Origin of the sequence: Flavobacterium sp., assembly GCF_044368625.1 — a bacterium.
In the GTDB taxonomy this organism is placed as follows: domain Bacteria; phylum Bacteroidota; class Bacteroidia; order Flavobacteriales; family Flavobacteriaceae; genus Flavobacterium.
On sequence record NZ_JBIPPD010000023.1, the window covers coordinates 1 to 23,397 of the forward strand.

General features: G+C 34.4%; 18 protein-coding genes. 8 read left to right on the top strand and 10 right to left on the bottom strand.

Annotated elements, in window-relative coordinates; all coding sequences use genetic code 11:
• Positions 1-368: 368 nt before the first annotated feature.
• The 5 genes from ACIQ2X_RS03260 to ACIQ2X_RS03280 form a co-directional block, all read right to left on the bottom strand.
• Entirely contained in the window at positions 369-2,591 is a 2,223-nt protein-coding gene (locus ACIQ2X_RS03260; RefSeq protein WP_396177451.1) for a VapE domain-containing protein, read from the bottom strand.
• 200 nt (positions 2,592-2,791) lie between these two features.
• Positions 2,792-3,292: a hypothetical protein gene (locus ACIQ2X_RS03265; protein ID WP_396177452.1), complete on the bottom strand. Its 501-nt coding sequence runs from the start codon at positions 3,290-3,292 to the stop codon at positions 2,792-2,794.
• 238 nt (positions 3,293-3,530) lie between these two features.
• Positions 3,531-3,824 carry a helix-turn-helix domain-containing protein gene (locus ACIQ2X_RS03270; RefSeq protein ID WP_396177453.1) on the bottom strand — a complete coding sequence of 98 codons (294 nt, stop codon included), beginning with the start codon at positions 3,822-3,824 and terminating at the stop codon, positions 3,531-3,533.
• A 94-nt stretch (positions 3,825-3,918) separates the two neighbouring features.
• Positions 3,919-4,875 (bottom strand): hypothetical protein, encoded by a 957-nt coding sequence (locus ACIQ2X_RS03275; RefSeq protein WP_396177454.1) that lies wholly within the window; start codon positions 4,873-4,875, stop codon positions 3,919-3,921.
• A complete protein-coding gene (locus ACIQ2X_RS03280) occupies positions 4,872-6,185 on the bottom strand; it encodes a tyrosine-type recombinase/integrase (protein WP_396177455.1) in 1,314 nt (437 codons plus the stop codon). The genes ACIQ2X_RS03275 and ACIQ2X_RS03280 overlap by 4 nt, the downstream gene beginning before the upstream one ends.
• Positions 6,186-6,560: 375 nt before the next feature.
• Between ACIQ2X_RS03280 and ACIQ2X_RS03285 the strand changes: the two genes are divergently transcribed.
• Together ACIQ2X_RS03285 and ACIQ2X_RS03290 are read left to right on the top strand one after the other, a co-directional pair.
• Positions 6,561-8,276: a hypothetical protein gene (locus ACIQ2X_RS03285; RefSeq protein ID WP_396177456.1), complete on the top strand. Its 1,716-nt coding sequence runs from the start codon at positions 6,561-6,563 to the stop codon at positions 8,274-8,276.
• A 158-nt stretch (positions 8,277-8,434) separates the two neighbouring features.
• Positions 8,435-10,576, top strand: coding sequence for a M3 family metallopeptidase (locus ACIQ2X_RS03290; protein ID WP_396177457.1), 2,142 nt, complete (start codon positions 8,435-8,437; stop codon positions 10,574-10,576).
• A gap of 100 nt (positions 10,577-10,676) precedes the next feature.
• On the opposite strand, the gene ACIQ2X_RS03295 is transcribed toward ACIQ2X_RS03290, so the two are convergent.
• Positions 10,677-11,231: a hypothetical protein gene (locus ACIQ2X_RS03295; RefSeq protein WP_396177458.1), complete on the bottom strand. Its 555-nt coding sequence runs from the start codon at positions 11,229-11,231 to the stop codon at positions 10,677-10,679.
• A 154-nt stretch (positions 11,232-11,385) separates the two neighbouring features.
• Here ACIQ2X_RS03295 and ACIQ2X_RS03300 point away from each other — a divergent pair, with 154 nt between their 5' ends.
• The gene (locus ACIQ2X_RS03300) at positions 11,386-12,252 is read left to right on the top strand and encodes a winged helix-turn-helix domain-containing protein (RefSeq protein ID WP_396177459.1); all 867 of its coding nucleotides are present in this window, start codon (positions 11,386-11,388) and stop codon (positions 12,250-12,252) included.
• A gap of 91 nt (positions 12,253-12,343) precedes the next feature.
• Here ACIQ2X_RS03300 and ACIQ2X_RS03305 read toward each other — a convergent pair whose 3' ends face one another.
• The 3 genes from ACIQ2X_RS03305 to ACIQ2X_RS03315 all read right to left on the bottom strand — a co-directional run bounded on the left by ACIQ2X_RS03305 (position 12,344) and on the right by ACIQ2X_RS03315 (position 16,644).
• Positions 12,344-13,456, bottom strand: a complete 1,113-nt coding sequence (locus ACIQ2X_RS03305) for a porin (protein ID WP_396177460.1) — start codon at positions 13,454-13,456, stop codon at positions 12,344-12,346.
• 268 nt (positions 13,457-13,724) lie between these two features.
• Complete coding sequence (locus ACIQ2X_RS03310) at positions 13,725-14,570, bottom strand: mechanosensitive ion channel family protein (RefSeq protein WP_396177461.1); 846 nt, start codon at positions 14,568-14,570, stop codon at positions 13,725-13,727.
• A gap of 64 nt (positions 14,571-14,634) precedes the next feature.
• Entirely contained in the window at positions 14,635-16,644 is a 2,010-nt protein-coding gene (locus tag ACIQ2X_RS03315; RefSeq protein ID WP_396177462.1) for a thioredoxin domain-containing protein, read from the bottom strand.
• 46 nt (positions 16,645-16,690) lie between these two features.
• Between ACIQ2X_RS03315 and ACIQ2X_RS03320 the strand changes: the two genes are divergently transcribed.
• From ACIQ2X_RS03320 to ACIQ2X_RS03335, 4 genes are all read left to right on the top strand, one after another.
• Positions 16,691-16,984, top strand: a complete 294-nt coding sequence (locus ACIQ2X_RS03320) for a hypothetical protein (RefSeq protein ID WP_396177463.1) — start codon at positions 16,691-16,693, stop codon at positions 16,982-16,984.
• 20 nt (positions 16,985-17,004) lie between these two features.
• Complete coding sequence (gene asnS / locus ACIQ2X_RS03325; RefSeq protein ID WP_396177464.1) at positions 17,005-18,438, top strand: asparagine--tRNA ligase; 1,434 nt, start codon at positions 17,005-17,007, stop codon at positions 18,436-18,438.
• Positions 18,439-18,869: 431 nt separating this feature from the next.
• Positions 18,870-20,330, top strand: a complete 1,461-nt coding sequence (gene rpoN / locus ACIQ2X_RS03330) for an RNA polymerase factor sigma-54 (protein WP_396177465.1) — start codon at positions 18,870-18,872, stop codon at positions 20,328-20,330.
• A 4-nt stretch (positions 20,331-20,334) separates the two neighbouring features.
• A complete protein-coding gene (locus ACIQ2X_RS03335) occupies positions 20,335-20,943 on the top strand; it encodes a hypothetical protein (protein WP_396177466.1) in 609 nt (202 codons plus the stop codon).
• Positions 20,944-21,205: 262 nt separating this feature from the next.
• Here the strand turns inward: ACIQ2X_RS03335 and ACIQ2X_RS03340 are convergent, their stop codons facing one another.
• Positions 21,206-21,913, bottom strand: coding sequence for a porin family protein (locus ACIQ2X_RS03340; protein WP_396177467.1), 708 nt, complete (start codon positions 21,911-21,913; stop codon positions 21,206-21,208).
• A 195-nt stretch (positions 21,914-22,108) separates the two neighbouring features.
• Between ACIQ2X_RS03340 and ACIQ2X_RS03345 the strand changes: the two genes are divergently transcribed.
• Positions 22,109-22,423 carry an HPF/RaiA family ribosome-associated protein gene (locus ACIQ2X_RS03345; protein WP_396177468.1) on the top strand — a complete coding sequence of 105 codons (315 nt, stop codon included), beginning with the start codon at positions 22,109-22,111 and terminating at the stop codon, positions 22,421-22,423.
• Positions 22,424-23,397 lie beyond the last annotated feature (974 nt).

Sequence of the window (23,397 nt, forward strand, 5' to 3'; positions counted from 1 at the left end):
AAATTCGACTCCAAAACTAAAAATATTCATACCCAATAATTTATCTATCAAACAAATATACAAAAATATGAGCAATTACGGATATACATATATTTTTTCTTGCAAAACTACTTACACTCCTTACACTTCTTACATTTTCCCATATTTAACAGTACTTAACAAGGGATTTTTATTCTTGCACTAACTTACATTATTGAAATTCATCTTACACAAATTTAATTCTTGTTTTTTCTTTTAGTGTATGTTAGTGTAAGTTAGTGTGAGATGATTTTATTGTTTTTGTGAGCCGTTAAGTATTGATTTTAATACAATAGTGTAAGAAGTGTAAGGAGTGTAAGTGATTTAGTAACATTTTAAATTTGATTGAACTATTCAACACTATCTTTATATTTTACTGCATATTTTGTAGTAATGGAACTTCTTATTTTTCTGTATTTTAGGCTCGTTAATGCTTTACCAATAGTGACATTATTTAGTTTAATACTATTTGCAAAACCAGCTAAATAATGCTGTATTTCAGTACTCGTTAAAATTTTTGTTTCCTCAACTGTTTTTGGGATTTCCAAATATCTACAAATCAAATCTTTTTCGGGTGACTGAATTTGAAACTTTGCATTTCTCATTTCGTTGATACTCATATCTACCGATGTTATTGTTTCGTCAAAATTTTCATCATTAGAAAGTGCAAACGCTTGACTCCATAATTTATCCATATCAAAGTTGTTTTTGTAACTAAAATCTATTGTATCAGCTACAAAACACAACCACCGAACAGAACCCGTTTCATCGTGTAAGAAAGTGCTTAAATTTGTAGAACCAATGAAGTTTGCGACCCTCCTAACCACTGAATCTTTTTTGTCATAAGGGAATCGAACTTTTATTTTATCAGCACTAAAAAGTGATTTTAATGTGTTTATTTCTTGCCTAGATAACGATGCTAATTCGTCAAGATTGACGATGAAATTTTGTGTTAAGGAAATTTTTGCATCTTTTTCATCTTTCGGTAAATCATCTTTTATATAATTAGATAATGCTTTTGGGCAAAGATTTCTGATCCAAGTTGTTTTCCCAATATTTTGACCTTTTCCCTCGTCAGAAATAACAAAAGCATTTTTATTAAAGTAATTGTCAATGGTTGCACATTTTACTGAACGTACGCACCATTTTTTGAAGTGATAATTATACTGGTCTTTGTCTTCATCAGGAGAAAGTTTTACATAATCTGCATATTGAGTAATATAATCTGTTACTTTATCCCAAGAAGGGAGTGCATTAAAGTACTCAATGAATGGATTGAATTTGGGAACGAAATCACTTTTTAAAATTTTTTCAAGTGTTGAAGCTGGGACTTTAATACTTTTCTTTTGCATTTCAATCCAAAGGGTATTTTCATTTAAATCAGTCCAGTAATTAGCATCTTTATTGCTAATTTCAATTTCATTTGAAATTATGTTATGTCTAATTTGGTAGTTTTCGTTTAGATAGTCTTCTGTGACGTGAATTATTGTGGTCAATTCTTTTTCGGGCGTAGGTTCTAATACACTTTTATTTTTTACTGCCAAATCAATTATTTTTTGAAAATCTTTAGCGGTGTGGTTTTGGAAATAATCCGTTACATCATAACCTTTTATATTATCATTTGTTGGAAGTTGCAATGGGACGATTTTCGGGAAGCGTTCCACTATTTTATTCCGTCCACTTAATCCTGTTTCATCGTTATCATAACAAATCAATAGATTATCGCAATGCTGTTGCAACAGTTGTATTTGTTCGTTTTTTGGGTGTGATGATTCGCTTCCGAAAGTAACAGCAGTAAAACCTCTTGAATTTGCCGTAATAACATCTTTTTCTCCTGCACAGATAATTAGATTTTCTACTTTCTCTGTACCTAATTGCTTCAGTCCAAAAATTTTATTATTGGGGAATGGTGGCAATACATTTTTCTTTATTCCAATTTCGGGTTGATTAGGAATGTATAATTTAAAATGTCCGTCTAGTTCAAACGCAAATGCAACACTTTCTTTTCTGGTATATATCGGTTTTTTTCCAGTCCAAGTGTAACTTGAAATTGATTGTACCTTGTACTTTTCAAGTATAGTTCTTTCAACGCCTAAATTTTTCCAGTATGTCAAGTCTAATCCCGTAAATTCTCTTACTTCTACTGATAATTTGGATGCTGTTTTTTCCGTTGCAAAGGTATTGCTTCCGTTGCTGCAATTGTTTTGCAAAGTCGTTGCAACTCCTGTATTGCTTGCATTTGCAGTTTTTTTGACAGAATATTTATTTTGAAAATTGCTTTGCAAAGGAATATTCATAGTTTTTGCAATATCTTGCAAAACATACTGAAATTCAGTTTTGCAATCCTTTTTTATTACATTCGCCACAAATTGCCAAACATCGCCTTGCAATCCTGTACTACTGCATTTGAAAGAACCATTAGGATATACTTTGAAAGAGGGGTTTTTGTCTGTTGCAAATGGACTTGAAATATTGCCTTTAGGAAAGTCATTTAGTCCTAAATAGGTCGTATAAATTGCATTGCTGTTAGTATGCAATAAAATTATATCTTTGCTTAATGAATTTGCGTTCATAATAGAAAATTTTAAAAAACCATTGCACTACTATTGCAATGGTTTTTTTGTTATGAAATAAAGTTTTTTTGGTTGTATTGCTGGTTTATTCAGCATTTGCAAGCATTTGCAATTAATTATTGCAAAACCTTTGCAATAATTATTTGCAAAAGTTTTGCAAATATCCTATCGGTATTTTGCACTAAATTTTACAGTTTTTGTTATTCTGCAATGCTTGCAAATTCAAAGCTTTGCTCCGCTTTGTAGGCGCAACAAGTTTTTAGGATTTTTTTCAATAGTTCGGTTGCGTTCCAAACATCGTATCGCACAGGTGTGGCATTTGCAAAATCTCCAATCATAAATTCGTGATGCAATCGCCTATATATTTTTTTGATTTCTATGTACGGAAGTTTAAATAAAGGAAGTTCTGCTAATACTGCAATTGATTCTTCTACATTGCTATTTCTTTCTTGCAAATAAAGACGATTCAAAAACGCATCCAGTTCAACGTAAAAATCAAAGTATTTAGTTTTACCATTTGCATCCAAGCAAGGTAAATAATGGCTACACAGGAACGATTTGAATAAGACTTTAGTATTGTCTTTAAAATATTCAATTTCGGCATAACTGAAAATTTCTTGTTTTGCCTTAACAAATAAATTTAGAAGTGTTTGTTGAGTAATCTCTGTTTTAAGAGAATCTCTTTTGTCTGATTGTCGCATAAAAAAAAGGATTAAATAGATTTAAAAAAAAGGAGTAATCACTGCGACAATCATGAAAAACACAAATTTGTACGGACTTGCACCGATATGTTACCCCGAGAAGTTTTTCTAAATGTGAAAATAGATAGATTTTCATAAATATGTGTTTTAATTTCATTGTCGCAATGCAAAGATTGCAAAAAAAACGTTGCAAAATAACCTTTGCACTATTTTTTTTCTGTTTTTTGGAATTGAATTACTAGGAATTAAGTTGATTCATTTTTTGAAGTGATTCAAGCACATCTAATTTCTTGTACCTTACCTTATTTCCGATGCGAAAAGCAGGAATTATGTCTTTTCGTGTCCACTCCCACAAAGAAACCAAGCTAACGCCCAATAAGTCGGCTGTTTGCTGTCGTGTAAGTAAAGTGTCTTTGTCGGGGTTTTGCAATGAGCTTGCATAAGCTTGCAATGCTCCAGTAAAGTCAGAAAGTATCTCTTTCTTGAAATCTGATGCATTGATGTTTTCGATTTGTAAAATTTCTTTAGCCATATCAAATAGTATTAAAATTAAATTTTGATACGGCAAACTTAACTGCACTTAATTGAATAAGTTATTCAGTTCTTATGCAGTTTTACTACAGAAATTATTTTGAGTATGATTCTAACAACTTTTTAAAATTGGATTCTATTTTATCTTTTGCTGTTTGTTTTTCGGATTGGGTTACAATTATTCGTGGAAAGTCTGGTAAATAACCATTGTTTATTACGTAATTTCTATACAATACACTGTCGGAACTGAAATTTTGCATTTTATATTTATTTTGCAGAAAAAAATATAAATAACTAAAAAAAGCCTTTGTTTTTTGTTTTTGATATTTTGATACAATATGCTCAAACATTCTTAATCCGTCATCTTTGAAAATTTCTTGTGCAAGTGCCTCCTGACTTTCTTTTAAAGATTCATCAATTATTTGTTGTCGCAAATCTTTCATTTTGTTGAGGCAAAATTGACTTACCCCGCGAACCAAATACATTTTTCCCCACTCTTGGCGAAATTCAACATTATAAAATCTATCAATTCCATTCAGATAATCACCAACTCCCGTATAATCTTCATTTGCGTTAAAATCCACCACATAATACTCATAGAAATTACTACAAGTGCCTTCACAACTTTCGTAGGTACTTATGTCTTGATACAACAAGTACAATTCTAAATCATCAATTTTATCCCGATAAAGTTTGTAATATTTTTCTAAAATGGAATATTTTGAGCCAACATATTCTTCCGAATCTACCTCGTATTCAATTTTATTAATGTGATACGAAAGTTGGCTTTGAAGCTTGATTTTTTCAGCATCTAAAAAATAAATTTCTGAATAAACTTCATTTTTTAAATGATATTCTTTACGGTCCTGTATAAAAAAATTTCCAAAAGACATTTTGTCACTATCCTTTAAAAAGTAATCATCATCATATTTGTAAGTATCTGACAGTTTCCTGCTATAAAACACATTATGTTCTACTAATAAATTCAACTCATTAATGCCTATTTTATCAAAATCTAAATTTGGTAAAATTCCAAAATATGTCTTTTTCATAACGAGGGTTTTATTTGTTTATCCCAGTAGGCTTGAAGTTTTTCTGCATTTTCCTTTGGTGTAATTTTGATGTATTTTAAAAATTCACTTTCAGTTTTATGCCCGGTAATCGCCATAATGGTCAAGTTTTCTAAATTGCCATATAAATTTGATGCAAAAGAGCGTCTACAAGTATGAGCACTTATTAATTCATACTTTGGATAAGTTCCAAATTCCTTTCTCGTCTTATTTTTTATCTGAACTTTACTACTGGTGAAAAAATCTTCTTCATCTTTCTTATTAATCATTTTCGCTCCTTCAATCATTTCCGTAAAACCTACTATTTCACATACTTCCTTTACATATTTATTGAAATTTGAATCTGCAATATGCTTTGGTAAGCATCCATTCCTTTTATTCAGAATTTCTTTTACTTGTGAATGTAAAGGAATGACAACTGGGTGCGCAGTTTTAGTAGTTTCAATGTGAATTTTGCCATCTACATAATCAAAGTTTTTAAGCCTTAAAAAATCAGAAATTCTTAATCCAGTTCTTAAACCAATAATGAAATTATCTCTTACATTGTCGAGTCTTTCAGAATAACTAAAATCATGTTTATACACTTGGTCAATTTCAGTTTCGTTTAAATAAACGTCTTTTGTTTTGTTTGAAATTGTACTAAATTCTGAATGTCGGTATTGTTGGTTAATTGGTAGTCCTTCAATGTCAATTTCTTTGCACCATTTTTTTATATTAGTCACATAACCTCCGGTAGTGTTGTTATTGAGTTTTTCGATGGTTTTGCAGTAAACTAAAAAGGTTCTGTAAAAATCTAAACCAATATCTTGGAACCTTAATTTTGTATCAAAATGAAGTTCGTAATTTTTTAATTTATAGATTGTGGTTTGGTAATGTTGAACAGTTCTTTTTGCAATTGGTTTACCTTTATACAGTCTAATTTTGCAGTCGTCAATGAATTTTTGCACCCAGTCTACAAAGTAAGTTTTGTGCAACTCGTTTAAATTTGCTCGACCGAAGAAATTTGCAATTTGGTCTTTTAACCAATTGTTACCTATAAATTTTTGAGTACAATAATCTTCATTGTATCTTAGTAAAATATAATCTTCAATTTCACGTAATTTATGATTGATGAAATCTTTTTGCGGATTTGCAGAAGTTAGTTTGACCTTTTGCTTTGCATTGCTCCAATCCTGAAATTTAACTGAAAGTCCTGTTTTGGTTTTTTTATCAAATCTTTTGCTATCTGCAAAGCGGACATAAATACTCACGGTATCATTCTTTCCTTTGATTGTAAAAAAAGCGACTTTCATAAAATTAAGATTGAATTTCAAAGATAATCTTTTGCCGACATTTTGCCGAAAATATGTTAACTTTTATTAATTCAGCCTAATTTTGCTTAATTAAAATGTTTTATATAAAGCTTGTAAGGCCTTAATTTTAAAGGGTTTTTTGACTTTTTTGTGGTAGTTTTTGCAGTGCAAAATTAAGTGGGTTGTCAAACTATTATCCGCACAATAAAAATCCCCTGAAGCTAATATAATTAAGTTTTAAGGGATTTTTTATTATAACTACCCAAATTATTCCTAAGTTAATGTTATTGTGCCAATCACAAAATTATTCCCTACATAATTGAAAGTTGGAAGTATTAACAATCTTATTTGTTATCTTGCATAACAAAACGTCATATGGGTTTTCAACATATTGCACCACTTCCTTTCAAGCTTATTTTTCCAGATGAAGAGCCTAAAGATTTAATTGAATATTTTGTTGGTATTAATAAAGAATTTTTAAAAAAGGCAAGTGCTTTTTTCTTGGGCTTTAATAATAAAAATTCCAAGTGGGCGGATCCTAGAGAATTTGTTATGCAATTCTTTTCACAAGGAAATGCTGATATTGCAAATCAAATACTTCAAAGAATAGATAATTTGGGAGATGAACATAAATTTAGTATACCCTATGAGGTTAGTAGTCTTAAGCTATTTGAATATGTTTTTGACAATGAAATCCCCGATGAAGAAGTTCAGTCGCAGAAACAACAAGAAATAAATATTTTCAAGGCCTATTTACTGCTTAATCAATTAAATACTGAAGAAGCTGGAAAGATTACTGAAATGTCGCTTGTTGATGTGCCAGCAGATAGAAAACCAGCCGCTGCATTAATAGCAAATCATTTCCATAATTTTGATTTGACAAATTATGACTTAGACAAACTTTTTTCTACACAGATGATTAGGTCAATAATGTTTTTTGAGTTTTTAGAAAGTGAGCCACAAGCAAATGCATTACTTAGAACATTTTATGAGAAGTTCGGAGTGACGGATTACAAAGACTTTTTAAAAAGATTAATTCCAATATCGGCCGCCATCGCTATGAAAGACAAAGAGTCTTATACGGATATTGATATTTCAAAAAATGATAATTTAAAACAAAATATAGAATTTTTAGAAAAACTAACCGTTGATGATGTTGGTAAAATCGAAGGTTTAGATTTTATAGGATTAAGGTCAAAACCTCTTTATAAAGTTCATGAAGGTCTTTACAGGATAATAAGTCCATTATTCTCCTTAGAATTGCTCTATAATGGCTTGTATTGGAAACTTAAGGAGACAAATGATGAATTGACTGATAATGAGCGTATAAAGCATTTCAATGGGCTAAAAACTTTAAAATTTTCAGAGGTTTTTAGTTTACATAGAATTTTAAAGAAATATTTTGGTAATAGATATCTCCAATATTCTGGTGAACAACTTGATGCAAATTATGATGGAGCTCCTGACTACTATGTTAGAAATGGGAAGCGTATTTTCCTTTTCGAGTCTAAAGATATTTTGACCACCGCTGAAGTGAAACAATCAACGGATTTTTTAAAAATTGAAAAATTGCTATCAGATAAATTATACAAGCCTAAAGGAATAATGCAAATTATTGGTAATGTGAAAAAGGCATTGAGTAATAATCTTGATTTTGATAAAAATGTAAATCCCAAAACTGTTGTTATCTATCCGATACTTATATTGCATAATAGGATGTTTATGATTGCTGGAATGAATAAACTTCTTAATCATTGGTTTAATGATGAACTTTTAAAATTGGAGCAGAAAGGATTTGATATATCAAGAGTTAAGCCGTTGGTAATAATTGACATTGATACTCTGATATTTAATCAAGATATGTTTATAAACAAAAAGCTTGATTTAGAGGCTTGTTTAATTGAATATCAAGAAACTTATATAAATTTTACTACGGAGGGACGAAGATATTATACTGAAAGAGCTTCAATTAAGGCACTGGCAGATAGTTATTTGCCCTTTTCTTATTTTCTTGACTCCAAGGTTGATAAATTAGGCAAAAGACAGATGCCATCAGAATTGATGGAGAAGGGATATACACTCTTTGAGTAAGTAAAGAGGTTCATTAAATTTAGAGTGTAGTAGATAAGCTATTATCCGCACTACAAGCTTCTCAATCGAGAAGCTTTTTTTTGGACTTTATTTAACTTTTGAAAGTCCAGATACTAATTCTATTTCTGCTAAATTTACGTTCCTAAAAATTTATTTAAATGAAATCTAAATCGCTTATCATTTTGCTTACCATTGGCACTTTCTTATCGGTGGAAGCCCAAGAAAAAAAACAAACCATGAATCCATTTTTTCAGTCCTACAATACGCCGTTTAATGTTCCGGCGTTTGATAAAATCAAAAACGAACACTTTAAACCCGCTATTTTAGAAGGTATAAAAAAACACGAAGCTGAAATCAACTTGATTGCCAACAATCCTGAAGCCCCAACTTTTGACAATACCATTTTGGCAATGGAAAATGCGGGCGAATTGCTTTCGGAAGTTAACCGTGTTTTCGGGAATTACAATTCGGCCAACACCAACGACGAACTTCAATCCATTGCAAAAGAAACCGCACCCGCTTTGTCGGCCCATGGTGATAATATTTCGCTGAACGAAAAATTATTCGAACGGGTAAAAACGCTTTGGAACAAAAGAGAAAGCTTGAATCTCAATTTGGAACAAGCCAAATTGTTGGAAAACCGACACAAATCTTTTGTGAGAAGTGGTGCCAATCTTTCAAATACCGACAAAGACAAACTCCGAAAAATCAATGCCGATCTTTCGTTGACTTCTTTAAAATACGGTCAGAATATTTTGGCAGAAACCAATAAATATGAGTTGGTAATTACCGATAAAAAAGACTTGGCAGGATTGCCCAATCAACTAATTGAAGCCGCTGCCGCAGATGCTAAAGCGAAAGGAAAAGAAGGAAAATGGGTTTTTACACTGGCCAATTCGAGTGTGATGCCGTTTTTGCAATATAGTTCGAATAGAAGATTACGTCAGGAAATTTGGAATGCCTATCAAACCAGAGCCAACCACAATGATGATTTGGATAATAAGGAAAATGCTATAAAATTAGCGAACCTTCGGGGCGAAAAAGCACGATTGTTGGGATACAAGTCGCATTCGGATTATGTTTTGGAAGAATCAATGGCGAAAAATGCAGAAAACGTCAACAAACTTTTGAATGATTTGTGGAAACCGGCTTTGGAAATTGCAAAAACCGAGGCGGCAGATATTCAAAAAATGATGGAAAAAGACGGCATCAAAGATAAAGTGCAGCCTTACGATTGGAGGTATTACACCGAAAAAATCAGAAAACAACGCTTTGATTTGGATGAACAAGAATTGAAACCCTATTTCAGTTTGGACAATGTAACCAAAGGTGTTTTTCAAGTAACTGAAAAATTATACGGATTAAAATTCAAGCAGCTCGATAATCTTCCTGTTTATCATCAGGACGTAACGGCGTGGGAAGTGACTGAGGCAAACGGAACCCACGTGGGTATTTTGTACATGGACTTTTTTCCGAGGGCTTCCAAAAGAGGTGGTGCTTGGATGACTTCGTATAGAAATCAGAAAACAGTAAATGGCGTACGACAAGCTCCTGTAATTTCAATTGTTTGCAATTTTACAAAACCAACCGCCGATGCTCCAGCTTTGTTTACATTTGATGAAGTAACGACGTATTTCCATGAATTTGGTCATGCCTTACACGGTTTATTATCGAATGTAACCTATAAAAGTCTATCAGGAACAAGCGTCCCAAGGGATTTTGTGGAATTGCCTTCGCAAATTATGGAGAACTGGGCATCTGAACCCGAAGTGTTGAAAATGTATGCCAAACACTACAAAACTGGAGCGACAATTCCGGATGAATTGATCCAGAAGTTACAAAAAGCGGGCACTTTCGATCAGGGTTTTGCAACGGTCGAATATTTGGCGGCTTCGTTGTTGGATATGGATTATCATTCGCAAACCGCTTCGATTTCGCTTGACGCCAATACTTTTGAAAAGAATGCGATGGCAAAAATCGGTTTGATTGACGCGATTATTCCAAGATACAGAACGACTTATTTCCAGCACATTTTTTCTGGAGGTTATTCCTCAGGATATTACAGTTACATTTGGTCGGGTGTTTTGGATACCGATGCTTTTGAAGCGTTCAAAACCACTACATTATTCAATCCAGAAAAAGCAAAACTATTCCGAGAAAATGTTTTGGAAAAAGGCGGAACCGAAGACCCAATGGTGTTGTACAAACGTTTCCGTGGTGCAGAACCAAGTGTGGAACCATTGTTAAGAAAGCGTGGTTTGGACAGAAAACCTGTTTTAGAAAAAAAGAGGAAAGGATAAAATTAAGAAACGGACTTTTGGGTCCGTTTTTTTATGCTTCAATTTTGTCATTCCAGGAAAAGGGAACCTCTCAAAGAAATTTTTAAACAGTTGTTTCAGTCTAACACCCATCCATTCTAACACGCAACTTTCCGTTTTCATAAGTAAGAATAAAAGGTATTTTCTCTAATGTGCAACGTGGTTCAATGGTAAACTGAATATGTCCCATTATTTCAAAATTTTCAGTAGATAACACTTTTATAGTTTGCTGGTACTTGGTATTTTCCCGAACCAAATGCACAAAACCTTCTTTTTCGTCCACTTTTGATAAAGGTGATTCTAGGATTGTTTCGCGCGACAATACTTTTTGCGGTTCAGTAAGCACTATGGCAAATTTTCCTGAGAAATGTTTGTCTTCAGTGGGTGAAACAAAGTAGGCGTTCTTCTTTAAGTTCATTTGAACAGAAAGTACATACGCATTGTCTTGTTGTTTGTCCACACGAATGATAGCCGAGTATAGTGCATCGTCGCGTACAACTTCATCGCTGAAATGTGTGGGGCCTACGTAAACACTGTCTTGCATAACTGCGGCTGAAGCAATTTCTTGAGAATTGCCTTGTGCACAACTGTAATTAATAGTTAGGAGTATTAATCCATAAAATAGATGCTTGTTCATAGTTAATGGTTTTTAAAGTTAATAAAAAGAAGTTCGGAGCTTTTGAATTTCAATGTAAAACTACCCCAAAGCATTTGCTGAAATGCAAAAAATATGTAAAAGAAGTGTCAACAGTTTTAAAAAATGACAGAATTGTGTGTTATTTGCAAAACTTATGAAGTTACAAAAATTATATTTCTACATTAGTCTCTGCTTGGCGCTACTAGCAATTATTTTGCTTACCGTTCCTGATAAAAAAGAGGACAGTTTTGCTGAATTGGTAAAAATCGCCATGCGGGACGTAGGAAATAAATTGCTACTCACCAATCAAGACAGTACGTCGTTGATTCTACCAATTCAAAAATTGGAGGAATCAAAATTTCAACTTTCATTTGAAAAACCGCTCTTAATCAATCCTGATAGTTTGGTTGCGATTGTTGCAAAAAGTTTTCAAAAAGCCCATTTGCCTTCGCAGTACCAAATTGAAGTCAAGCAATGTTCAGATTTTGAAGTAGCTTATAGTTTTCTAAAATTTGCCACCCAAGAAAAAAGCATCATTCCGTGTAGCGGCCGATTTTTACCACAAAAATGTTATGTAATCGAAGTACGTTTTTTGGAAAAACCCGCTGCTTTTAATACAAAATTCAGTTGGATCGCACTTTTGATAGGAAGTATTGTCCTAGGTTTTGTTTTTTATCCAAAGCAAAAAAAAGTCAAGCAGCCCATTTCAAGTATTGACAACAGTATTTCCTTAGGTAAATTTCAATTTTACCTCGAAGAAAACAAGTTAACCCTTGAAACTACTGAAATTTCGCTTTCTAAAAAAGAAGCGGAACTACTTACGGTTTTTGTGGCCCATCCCAATAAAGTAATCAAACGCGAAGAACTTTCTAAAAAAGTCTGGGAAGATCATGGCGTTTTTGTGGGACGAAGTTTGGACACGTATATCTCTAAACTGCGAAAAAAATTGAGCGACGACGAATCAATCAAACTCACGAATGTACACGGAATTGGGTACATGCTGGAGGTGAAAGGTAGCTGATTTTACTTTTTTGGAAGTTTTTTTTGCTAGTACCGAGAATTCAATGACGTTGACCCCGCTCCAATGTGCGTCTTTTTCAAACGAATCTCGTTTACTTTTTCATCGTTTCCGAAAATCGGATTGCTATCGAAGTTGCAATGATGAAATTGTTGTCTATCAAATCGGTTCTGGATTCAAAAATTTTGTCGGTGCTGTTGAGCCAACGTCCTTCTATTCTGCAAGTAATGTTTTGTTTCGGGGAGTAATCAAGGTTGAATGAAAGTCCTTTTGTTTGAAATCCTTTTGGCGTATTTGTTACAATGATTATTCCTGTCTCATCGTGAAAATATTCGGCTCTAAGGGCTGTTTTCCAACGTTCATTGACAGCATATTGACCAATAATTACGGGGCTAAACCAATTGCTAAAATCGGAATTTCCTTTCAGACGCTGTTGGGTTCCAATGTCAAAACCAGCGATAAGTCCAAACTTTTCTGTCAACTGAAATTGTCCGAAAAAATTGTTGAAATAACGCATTCTTCGTTTGGTGTCGGGGTCGTCTGTTCCAATGAAGGTACTCCAATTGAGCGTCACTTTTTCTGTAGGACAGAATTTTATTTGAGTGCCAAATGAAGGTAACGAATTGCCTTGTAATCGCTGGATGCGTTGCCACCCGTTTACGATGAGTGTTGTGATTTCCCATTTATCATTTGGGTTGTATGTCAATTTTACGCCCGACAAAAAATACGGCGAATTTTCAGCCAGCATAGAACGTGTCATTGTCCAATTGTCGATCGAAATGGCACTTTCAAAACCAATATGCGAAGCAAATACTCCCGCATCAATCCACAAATTATTTTTGGTATTGAGCGATAAACCCACATTGGCTTCAAAAATGTTTTTCAAAATACCAGGCTCCGCTGCATAGTTATCAGTGGAATACGTTCCCGTGTGTAAAGCTAAATTTGCACGATACTTCGCATGTTCCAAACCAAGTTTTATAAAACCTAAGTTTAAATTGAACTCGTTGTGTCGATTGTGATTGTATAAAAAGGATTGTCGTTCTGTTTGATATGGTTGATTGAAATCGTAAACATAAAATACATCCAAGAAACCCGAGATGTTTACAGTTGGTTTCTGTTGCCAAATGCTGTCGTTTTGACCCAAAATAGTGCCGCTCGAAAAGCAAGAAATGAAAATAAGGAAACTCTTTATTTTACAACGCATTAATTTTCAATTTTAAAGTTTCTTTTTTGGTCACGAGCTAGAAGTTCGTACTCAATGTCATTAAGGTTATGGATTAAGTTAACTATTTTGTTATTCCGAAGAAGGAGGAATCTCAACAACGTTGAGCAAACTACTAAGATTGCTTCGCCTGTTCGAGCAAAGCTCTCGGGTCTTCCTTCGTCAGAATGATTATTATACGGCTTATTCTAATAACATTGAACTCTCGATAGCATCGGAGGAAAATACCGTATTAAATGTGAACAAGTTGTTATTTCTCAGCAACCGAAAATTCCTTTACAAACGGTTGGATTTCAACTCCTGCTTGGTACAAATCAAACTTCATTTTTTCTAAAACATCCGAATACATATTCCAAAAATCGGCGTTTGCAGCCCAAGGTCGTACTGCCATCGTAACTCCGTTATCTACGAGTCCCGTAACTGCAATTTCGGGACTTGGGTCTTTGAGAATTCGAGCATCATTTTCCAAAATGGTCTTGCAAATTTCTTTGACTTTACTCAAGTCGGTATCGTACGAGACGGTAAAAGTTATATTCGCTCTTCGAGTTCCCGCCATTGAATAATTGACAATATTGTTGTTAGATAACGCTCCATTAGGCACAAAAATAATTTGATTATTGCTACTCATCATTTTGGTTACAAATATTTGAATTTCGGCAACGGTTCCCGAAACGCCTTGAGCTTCGATAAAATCGCCCACCCGAAACGGTTTAAACATAATAATCAGCATGCCACCTGCAAAGTTGGAAAGCGAACCTTGTAAAGACAAGCCTATCGCTAAACCCATTGCTCCTAAAATAGCCACAAAGGAGGAAGTTCCAATACCTAATTGCCCAATTACGGCTACAAACAGTACGATTCGCATTGTCCAAAGTAAAATGTCTGCCAAAAAATTACTCAAAGTAAGCTCGTATTCTCTTTTAATCATAATACGTCGCACCAACCGATTTATAATTCGGATTGCATACAAGCCTATGAATAAAAGCAGTAAAGCTAAAATTAAACTCGGGGCATAGTCAATTAAAGAGGAAATAAATTGTTGGGTATATTTTTGAACTTCTTCTGGAGAAATATTGAAAATTAAAAATGGAAACATAATTTAAAAATTTTAATTGACCGCAAAACTAGAACTTTTGAAACTTTTTTGCAGCCAAACGACGTTAAAATATCTTTTTTAAAACTTCTGCAAGGTTTTCAGTTGGGGCTTGGCACACTTTATTTTCGCACCAATAAAAAACTGTTTTCGCTTCTTGAAAACGATTTTCTAATACCGGAAGTGAACTGTTTTTTATACTTCCACCAATCAAAATTCCAGGCAAATAATGGGTATTGATTTGTGTCAAATTAATTAACGCATCCGAACCTACGATTGTTACTTCTTTTTGAGTTGAAATTTCTAATGCTAACCCAAGCCAGTTTGAAAATGCCGATGGATAATCGATATTGTGTAAAATTTGATCGAGCATTTCTTGAGCCTTTTTTTCGTAAAAAGAGTTCGAAAAATGAATGGATAATTTGTATAAATTTTTCGCCATCATTGAGTTGGATGCCGGAATTACATTGTCTTCCATTTCGAAATGTTGCGAAACCAAAGCGGCATCTAAATCGGATGTGTACCGAAATGATTTTTTAGCAGTATCATAAAAATGTTCCAAACTATAATCAGTTAATTGTTTGGCGTCGTGCAACCATTTTTCATCAAATGTAATTTCAAATAATGAAATAAAACTCTGAATCACACAAGCATAATCTTCTAAAAAACCGTTGATTGTGGTTTTTCCGTTTTTGTAATTTCGGAATAAATTGCCTTCGGGCGACCATAATTTTTCAGAAATAAAATGGGCGTTTTTAAGTGCCAAATCCAGATAAGTCGGATTTTGTAAGGCTTTATAACTTTCGATCAAACCACTTAAAGCCAGTGCATTCCAAGAAGTTAAGCATTTGTCGTCGAGTCGTGGTGGATTTCTTTTTTGCCTTTCGGCCAATAGAATTCGCTCCCATTGCTTTTTCTTTTCGACCAATTCGGTAGTTGAAATTCCAAAATTTCGGGCAATTTCTTCCAAAGATTTGTTTTGAATCAAAACGTAATTACCGTGTTCCCAATGTCCAAATGGATTGATGTTGAAAACGGTACTGAAGATTTCAAAATCAGTTGTGATTAAAGTTTGCAATTCGCTTTTTTTCCATACATAAAAAGTGCCTTCTTCCAAAACTTGATTTTCCGTCAAACTATCGGCATCCAATGCCGAATAAAATCCGCCTTCTTGGTTACTTAAATTGGTTTGCAAAAATGAAATCGTTTTTTCGATTACTTCTTGATACAGCGGATTTTTAGTTCTTTTGAAAGCGTTGGCATATAACGAAAGCAGCTGACCGTTATCGTACAGCATTTTTTCGAAATGCGGCACGTGCCATTTCATATCGACCGAATAGCGTGAAAATCCGCCTTCTAAAGTGTCAAATAAACCTCCATAAGCCATTTTGGTTAAGGTCAAATCCACAAACTCTAATAGCTTTTCGTCTTTGTTTTGAAAGCCATAATGCATCAAAAATTCGTAATTGTTAGGCATCATAAATTTTGGAGCACGTGCCATCCCTCCAAATTCGTGGTCGAAACTTTTATTCCATTTAGCAACCAAATCTTGTAACACTATTTCGGTCGAAGTCAATTGTTTTTGAACAGGCAAATAATTTAGAGACGATATTGCTTCTTGTAACTTATCGGCATATTCAAAAAGTTTTTCGGGTTTTGTGGTGTACAATTTTTGTAATTGTTCTAGCGTGTCCGTCCACTCTTCGATTTTGAAATACGTTCCGCCCCAAACCGGCCGTCCGTCGGGTAGACAAACTACATTAAGTGGCCATCCACCACGTTGCGTCATGATTTGAACTGCTTTCATGTAAACGGCATCAATATCGGGACGTTCTTCGCGGTCTACTTTTATCGAGGTGAAATGGGCATTCATTACTTTTGCCGCATTGTCATTTTCAAAGGTTTCGTGTTCCATAACGTGGCACCAATGACATGCCGAATAACCAATGCTGACAATAATTAATTGGTTATTGCTTTTTGCATCGGCAATTGTTTTATCGTTCCAAGCCTTCCAATGTACGGGATTTTGAGCGTGTTGGAGTAGGTAAGGGCTGGATTCTTGAGCGAGTTCGTTCATGCTATTTTGTGGTGTTTTTTTTAATCCTTAAAATTACAAAAAGAGAATGGGACTTGGAAGTAAATTGGAAATTGTTGGCGTTAATTTAATTTGTTGCATTGGGCTGAAAAGTATTCTGAGTTTTTATTTTTCCGAAAATTTTCTGATTTTCCCTAAACCCCTAGCCCAGATAGGAACGGCATCCTTTAATTTTTTTTCTTTAAAAAAATTAAAGATAGAGTGGATAGCTGGATTAAGCTCCAAAAAAACAAAAAGGGAAGGTAATATAAAGGGCGGTTTTAGAAAGAAAACATTTATATTTGCGATGGATTTCGAGACTTTCGGAATCTTTTTTATTTAAACACTTATTTAGGCTGAAAAATGAAACACACAAAGGTTAAAAACTTGCTGCAAAGCACGACGACGCTTCAGGAAGTAAATGCAAAAGGTTGGGTACGGACTTTTAGAAACAATCAGTTTATTGCGTTAAACGACGGATCGACGCTTCAAAATATTCAATGTGTGGTGGATTTTGAAAACACGCCAGAGGAAACTTTAAAACGGATCACTACTGGAGCAGCTGTTTCGGTTACAGGTGATTTAGTGGAAAGTAAAGGTGCGGGACAATCCTTTGAAATTCAAGTAAAAAAGATTGAAATTTTAGGCGATTCGGATTCTGAAAAATTTCCGATGCAACCCAAAAAACATTCGTTAGAATTTTTGCGCGAAAATGCGCATTTGAGAGTTCGTACCAATGCCTTTGGAGCGATCATGCGGGTTCGTTCGGTATTGTCGTTCGCTGTTCACAGTTATTTTCAAGAAAGAGGATTTGTGTACGTCAACACGCCAGTGATTACGGGTGCTGATGCAGAAGGAGCTGGTGAGATGTTCCAAGTGACTGCTTTGCCACTAGAAAATTTGCCGAAAAACGAAGAAGGTGCAATTGATTTTAAGAAAGATTTTTTTGGCAAACATACCAATCTAACAGTTTCCGGACAGTTGGAAGCCGAAACGTATGCGATGGCTTTGGGTCAAGTGTATACTTTTGGGCCAACTTTTAGAGCTGAAAATTCAAATACTTCGCGTCATTTGGCCGAATTTTGGATGATTGAACCCGAAGTTGCGTTTAATGATTTGAACGACAATATGGATCTTGCCGAGGATTTTATCCAATATGTGATCAAATATACGATGGAAAAATGCGGTGACGATTTGAAATTTTTGGAAGGCCGTTTGATGGAAGAAGAAAAATCAAAACCACAAGCGGATCGAAGTGAAATGGCGTTGTTGGACAAACTGAATTTTGTTTTGGAAAACAATTTCAAACGCGTTTCTTACACGGAAGCGATTGATATTTTGAGAAATTCAACACCCAATAAAAAGAAAAAATTCAACTATATTATTGAGGAATGGGGCGCCGATTTGCAATCCGAACACGAACGTTTTTTGGTTGAAAAACACTTTAAATGTCCGGTGATTTTATACGATTATCCTGCAAATATCAAAGCATTTTACATGCGATTGAACGAAGACGGAAAAACGGTTCGCGCGATGGACATCTTGTTTCCAGGGATTGGCGAAATCGTTGGTGGCTCGCAAAGAGAGGAACGTTACGACGTTTTATTAGAAAAAATGAAAGTGCTGGGAATTGACGAAGAAGAGTTGTCGTGGTATTTAGATACAAGACGTTTTGGTAGTGCCGTTCACTCCGGTTTCGGACTTGGTTTTGAACGATTGGTGCTTTTTGTAACTGGTATGACCAATATTAGAGATGTGATTCCGTTTCCTAGGACGCCGGGTAATGCAGAATTCTAGAAAAAATTAAGTTTAAACGGGGAAATATTTTTGAACCATTAAGGCATTAAGAAAATTAAGTCAAATCTTAATGAAACTTAATGCCTTAATGGTTCAAAAACTTTAAGAATAGAATCGCTAAACGTAATTTTTTTTTTTGACACATAATGGCATTAAGAAAATTAAGTGCAATCTTAATGAAACTTAATGCCTTAATGGTTCAAAAACTTTAAGAATAGAATCGCTAAACGTAAATTTTTTTTTTGACACATAATGGCATTAAGAAAATTAAGTGCAATCTTAATGAACCTTAATTTCTTAATGTTTCAAAACTTAAAAAATAGAATCAATACAAATTAAAATTATTTAAATAAAATTTCAAGTTATAGGATTGTTTTGTAACTTGAAGCTTTAAATCCTAAATCAAAAATCCTAATTCTTAATTTTCCACAATGCTTAAGCAGTTTTTAAATTTAAAATTATCTCAAAAATTATCTCCACAACAAATTCAGTTGATGAAGTTAATTCAATTGCCTACGCAAGCTTTTGAACAACGTTTGAAAGAAGAAATGAACGAGAATCCAGCACTAGAAGGTGGGGATGAGGACGAATATGAAAACGACGAACTCGAGTTTGAAAACGACGATTACGACGATTTGGACGACACGGAGCGAATTGAAACGGACGATATCAATATCGACGAATATTTGAGCGACGACGAAACGCCAGATTATAAAACCCAAGTCAATAATTACAGCGAAGAAGACGAGCGGGATTCGCCATTGGCGGCCTCATGGAGTTTTCACCAAGATTTAATCAATCAATTAAACACGTTTATTTTAAATGAAAATGAACGTCAAATTGCCGAATTTCTTGTAGGAAATATTGACGATATGGGTTACATCCGCCGGAGTATTCCAGATATTGTAGACGATATGGCGTTTACACAAGCCATTTATACCGACGAAGCTGCGGTCGAAAAAATATTGCAAGTCATTCATCAATTGGAACCTTCGGGAGTAGGTGCTCGAGATTTGCAGGAATGTTTGCTGCTTCAACTGAAACACAAAACTCCTACCGAATCAGTCGAATTAGCAACCGACATCATCGAAAATCAGTTTGATGCTTTTACTAAAAAACACTACGATAAGCTGTTGCAAAAATACGATTGCACCAATGAATTGCTCAAAAAAGCAGTGCATGAAATTGAAAAATTAAATCCGAAACCGGGAGGCTCTTTTGCAGGAAACAGCAAGATTACCGAAAATGTAGTGCCTGATTTTACCATCCGAATTGTCGATGGCGAACTCGAATTGAGTTTGAACGGCCGAAATGCCCCTTCGTTACACGTTTCCAAAGATTATCAGGAAATGATGCAAACGTATAAGGATTCGCGAGACAAATCGAATTCGCAAAAAGATGCCGTGCAGTTTATCAAGCAAAAATTGGATTCGGCCAAATGGTTTATCGACGCCATCAAGCAACGTCAGGAAACACTGTATGTTACAATGAATGCAATCATGCACTACCAAGAAGATTTCTTTTTGGAAGGCGACGAAACCAAGTTGAAACCGATGATCTTGAAAGACATTGCCGATTTAGTTGGGTTGGATATTTCTACCGTTTCTCGTGTGGCCAACAGTAAATATGTCGAAACGCCTTACGGTACCAAGTTGATTAAAGAATTTTTCTCTGAAGCGATGAAAAACGACCAAGGCGAGGACGTTTCTACTTTGGAAATCAAGAAAATTTTGCAAAATATTATTGAAGCCGAAGACAAGAAAAAACCACTTCCAGACGATCAATTGGCCGAACTTTTAAAGGAAAAAGGCTACCCGATTGCCCGACGAACGATTGCCAAATACCGGGAACAACTCGATATTCCTGTAGCACGAATGCGGAAGAAAATGTAACGTCATGCTCAAAAAAATCCTACCGCTGTTTTCCTATATTTTTCATCCATTGTTTATCTCGGTGTATGCGGTATTGGTGTTTTTCTTTTTTGGTAAACACAGTTACAATTATCAAGAGGTCTATTTGGTCATTATCCAAATTGTGATTATTACTATTTTTATTCCCGTAACCGTCTATTACCTCTTGCTTTCGTTAGGAAAAGTAGATTCGATTATGTTGGCACACAAAAATCAGCGGCGCCTTCCGTTACTAATTCACTCCATCTTGCTACTCATTCTCATTCGAAAAAGCATCACCATCGACTATTTCCCGATACTGTACTTTTTCTTTTTAGCGAGTTTAATCAGCACTTTTTGGGCGTTTCTTTTTTTATTTTCCCGATTTAAAGTGAGCTTGCATCAACTGGCGATTGCCTCGTTTACGGTTTTTGCCATTGGCATCAGCATGCACTACAATGTGCGAATGATTTGGATTTTGGTACCTTTAATTGTATGCAATGGAATCGTGGCTTCGTCTCGTTTAGTGATGAAGGCACACACGCCAACCGAACTAGTCTTGGGAGGTTTGATAGGAGGTATTCCGCAAATGGGAGTGATGTATTTTTGGTTGTAACTCAAATTTGAACTTTATGTTAACTTTCAGCAGAAGTAGAATTTGGGCGTTCCCCTCAAAATTGCTCGTTCCGATAGCTATCGGAACGAGCAATTTCGGGTCAGGCTGTACGCTTCAATCTGTAATTGCTTTCCCGAAAGTTTTCGGGAAAGCAATTACAGGATTTCCGCTTCCATCCTTAACGCAATAATACTAACGCACGCCATCTGTTTACAAATGAAAAACTCCCGTACCATTTCAATACAACAAACCACGGATGGGGCTATAAAATATAAAACATCAAACCAATATTGAGCGTTTTCATTTCAACCGCTTCATTATTTACAGATACGTTATTGAACAACGGATTCACACCGTAATATGCCTGAAAATTCCATGTGTTGAATCCCACGGCAATGTAAGGACCGTATTGAAACTTGTTCAAATCGCTGTTGTTGGTAACAGTATAATTAATGTCTTTTCCGATGTATCTACTTCGGCCATAAATCAAATATTGGAATTTTACACCCGTGTAAATGCGCCAAAATTTATAGGAGGTAGGCGTTGAATTCCGCCATCTAAACTCAATGGGAATGTCGATAAAAAGTTGTTCTAATTTCCCTTTCGATAAATCAGCGGCAGTAACGATGTTATAATTAATTTCTCCCAAAGACTCCGAAACCACGAGATTTTGCAAATAATTAGCATACGAAACTCCAGCGCCAAGTGCAATGGCATAAGTCCGATTTTTGTTGATGGGCATATCGCGCAAAAAACCAGCAGAAAGTCCCGACGAAAAACCATTTTGTTGCACGCCTGTTGGTAGTTGCGTCAATACATTATAGGTCAATCCAAAGTAAAACTGGTCTTCGCGGTACAATGAATCTACTTTTGTAAAAAAGGTAGAATCAATAGAAGTTTCCAACAAGTTTTCTTGCGAAAATGAGTTTGCGAAAGTCAGAACAGTTAGCAATAGGAATAGGTGACGCATTTATTTTGAAATACTAAATTGATGAAGTAGGATACAAAGATATTAAAGTTATTTAGAAGGAGGGTTGATGCTCGAAGACTATTTATTTTAGTTCCAATACACTCTTTTTTACAGTCACAAAATTTTATTAATATAATGGTATTTATAACTACTGTTGCTTAAATTTGAGAAGCTATAAATTTAAAAATACAAATTATGCAAATACAATTCAATACAGACAGCACCATTGAGGGTCACGAAAGAATGCAAAGCCATTTTACCGAAACCATAAGCGAAAGTTTTAAAAGATTCGAAGACAAAATCACGAGAGTCGAAGTACACGTGGGCGACGAAAACAACGAAAAATTTGGTCTTGACGACAAAAGATGCTTGATAGAGGTTCGCCTTGCCGGCAAAAACCCAATAGCAGTCACCAATCATGCTGATACCATCGAAAAAGCAATCAGTGGCGCTACCGACAAAATGAAAAAATTGTTGACTACTACATTTGAAAAGCTCCGAACATATTGATACAAAAAACACAAAACTCCTGAGAATTCGGGAGTTTTTTTTGGTTTTAAAACCCATTATCAGTTATAGGCTGCTTTGCTCTTGTTGGAGTTCAAATGTCCTTATTGATCCATTATGTAGCAAACGAATTCGTGTTTGAATGTCAATGTAAAATCTCTTGTAAGTCTAATGAGATGATAGCTCTCGAACGAGTCATTAATTACTTGTAAAATGCTGTGAATAATAGTCTAAAATAAAATTCTGTTACCTCAGATTTGGCATCATTTGGAGTAACCGATTTTGTCCCTTTTGGTTCAGATATCTATGAATAATTTGAATAGAGATTAAAAGAAAAACCCTTAAAAGCATAAGGTTTTAAGGGTTTTAATTCAATTTAAGTTGCTTATCGCAGAGCCGATGGGATTTGATAACCATATCCTAACTAATTGTAATATAATATTTTGAAACTTATGTTATATTGGGGTAACCGATTTTACCTTTCTCTAAATCAGATTTATATTCATATAATTTGTGAATTGTATAAGTAATTTTTTTTGTGTAAACAAAGTAGTTTATTAAAAACCGTACTAAAAATGAACTAGTTATTAGAGTTTTTAACAACCTTATTTGGACTTAAACTGGTGAGCAATTACTTAAAAATGCAACAAAATCATTTTCAAAAACTATTCTAGGATTTTTTATTTCTTTTAAAATGACATCATAGGTTTCTAGAATATATTTTTGTTTCATTTAAAATTAGATAGAAATTGGGGCTCAATTTAATTTATTTGCTTGAAACTAATTTACTTTCTTTTTTTGGAGTGTATATGTAAAATTCAAATAAAAATTACTTTCGTCAATCAAATCTATATTACTTTTTGTTAATCTTGAAATCATTGCTATCCGAAAGTTTTGACGATTTTAGAAATAAGCATTGTAACTGCCTATAAACAGGTCAATATTTCAACTTTATGCTGAAAATAAGTCAGAACTGA

Bases quoted from the DNA above. Each gene is read 5' to 3' on its own strand.
- ACIQ2X_RS03260 (WP_396177451.1), bottom strand. From the start codon at position 2,591: ATGAACGCAAATTCATTAAGCAAAGATATAATTTTATTGCATACTAAC.
- ACIQ2X_RS03265 (WP_396177452.1), bottom strand. From the start codon at position 3,292: ATGCGACAATCAGACAAAAGAGATTCTCTTAAAACAGAGATTACTCAA.
- ACIQ2X_RS03345 (WP_396177468.1), top strand. From the start codon at position 22,109: ATGCAAATACAATTCAATACAGACAGCACCATTGAGGGTCACGAAAGA.
- asnS (WP_396177464.1), top strand. From the start codon at position 17,005: ATGAAACACACAAAGGTTAAAAACTTGCTGCAAAGCACGACGACGCTT.
- ACIQ2X_RS03280 (WP_396177455.1), bottom strand. From the start codon at position 6,185: ATGAAAGTCGCTTTTTTTACAATCAAAGGAAAGAATGATACCGTGAGT.
- ACIQ2X_RS03320 (WP_396177463.1), top strand. From the start codon at position 16,691: ATGGGACTTGGAAGTAAATTGGAAATTGTTGGCGTTAATTTAATTTGT.
- ACIQ2X_RS03340 (WP_396177467.1), bottom strand. From the start codon at position 21,913: ATGCGTCACCTATTCCTATTGCTAACTGTTCTGACTTTCGCAAACTCA.
- ACIQ2X_RS03275 (WP_396177454.1), bottom strand. From the start codon at position 4,875: ATGAAAAAGACATATTTTGGAATTTTACCAAATTTAGATTTTGATAAA.
- ACIQ2X_RS03315 (WP_396177462.1), bottom strand. From the start codon at position 16,644: ATGAACGAACTCGCTCAAGAATCCAGCCCTTACCTACTCCAACACGCT.
- ACIQ2X_RS03270 (WP_396177453.1), bottom strand. From the start codon at position 3,824: ATGGCTAAAGAAATTTTACAAATCGAAAACATCAATGCATCAGATTTC.
- ACIQ2X_RS03295 (WP_396177458.1), bottom strand. From the start codon at position 11,231: ATGAACAAGCATCTATTTTATGGATTAATACTCCTAACTATTAATTAC.
- ACIQ2X_RS03290 (WP_396177457.1), top strand. From the start codon at position 8,435: ATGAAATCTAAATCGCTTATCATTTTGCTTACCATTGGCACTTTCTTA.
- rpoN (WP_396177465.1), top strand. From the start codon at position 18,870: ATGCTTAAGCAGTTTTTAAATTTAAAATTATCTCAAAAATTATCTCCA.
- ACIQ2X_RS03305 (WP_396177460.1), bottom strand. From the start codon at position 13,456: ATGCGTTGTAAAATAAAGAGTTTCCTTATTTTCATTTCTTGCTTTTCG.
- ACIQ2X_RS03335 (WP_396177466.1), top strand. From the start codon at position 20,335: ATGCTCAAAAAAATCCTACCGCTGTTTTCCTATATTTTTCATCCATTG.
- ACIQ2X_RS03285 (WP_396177456.1), top strand. From the start codon at position 6,561: ATGGGTTTTCAACATATTGCACCACTTCCTTTCAAGCTTATTTTTCCA.
- ACIQ2X_RS03300 (WP_396177459.1), top strand. From the start codon at position 11,386: ATGAAGTTACAAAAATTATATTTCTACATTAGTCTCTGCTTGGCGCTA.
- ACIQ2X_RS03310 (WP_396177461.1), bottom strand. From the start codon at position 14,570: ATGTTTCCATTTTTAATTTTCAATATTTCTCCAGAAGAAGTTCAAAAA.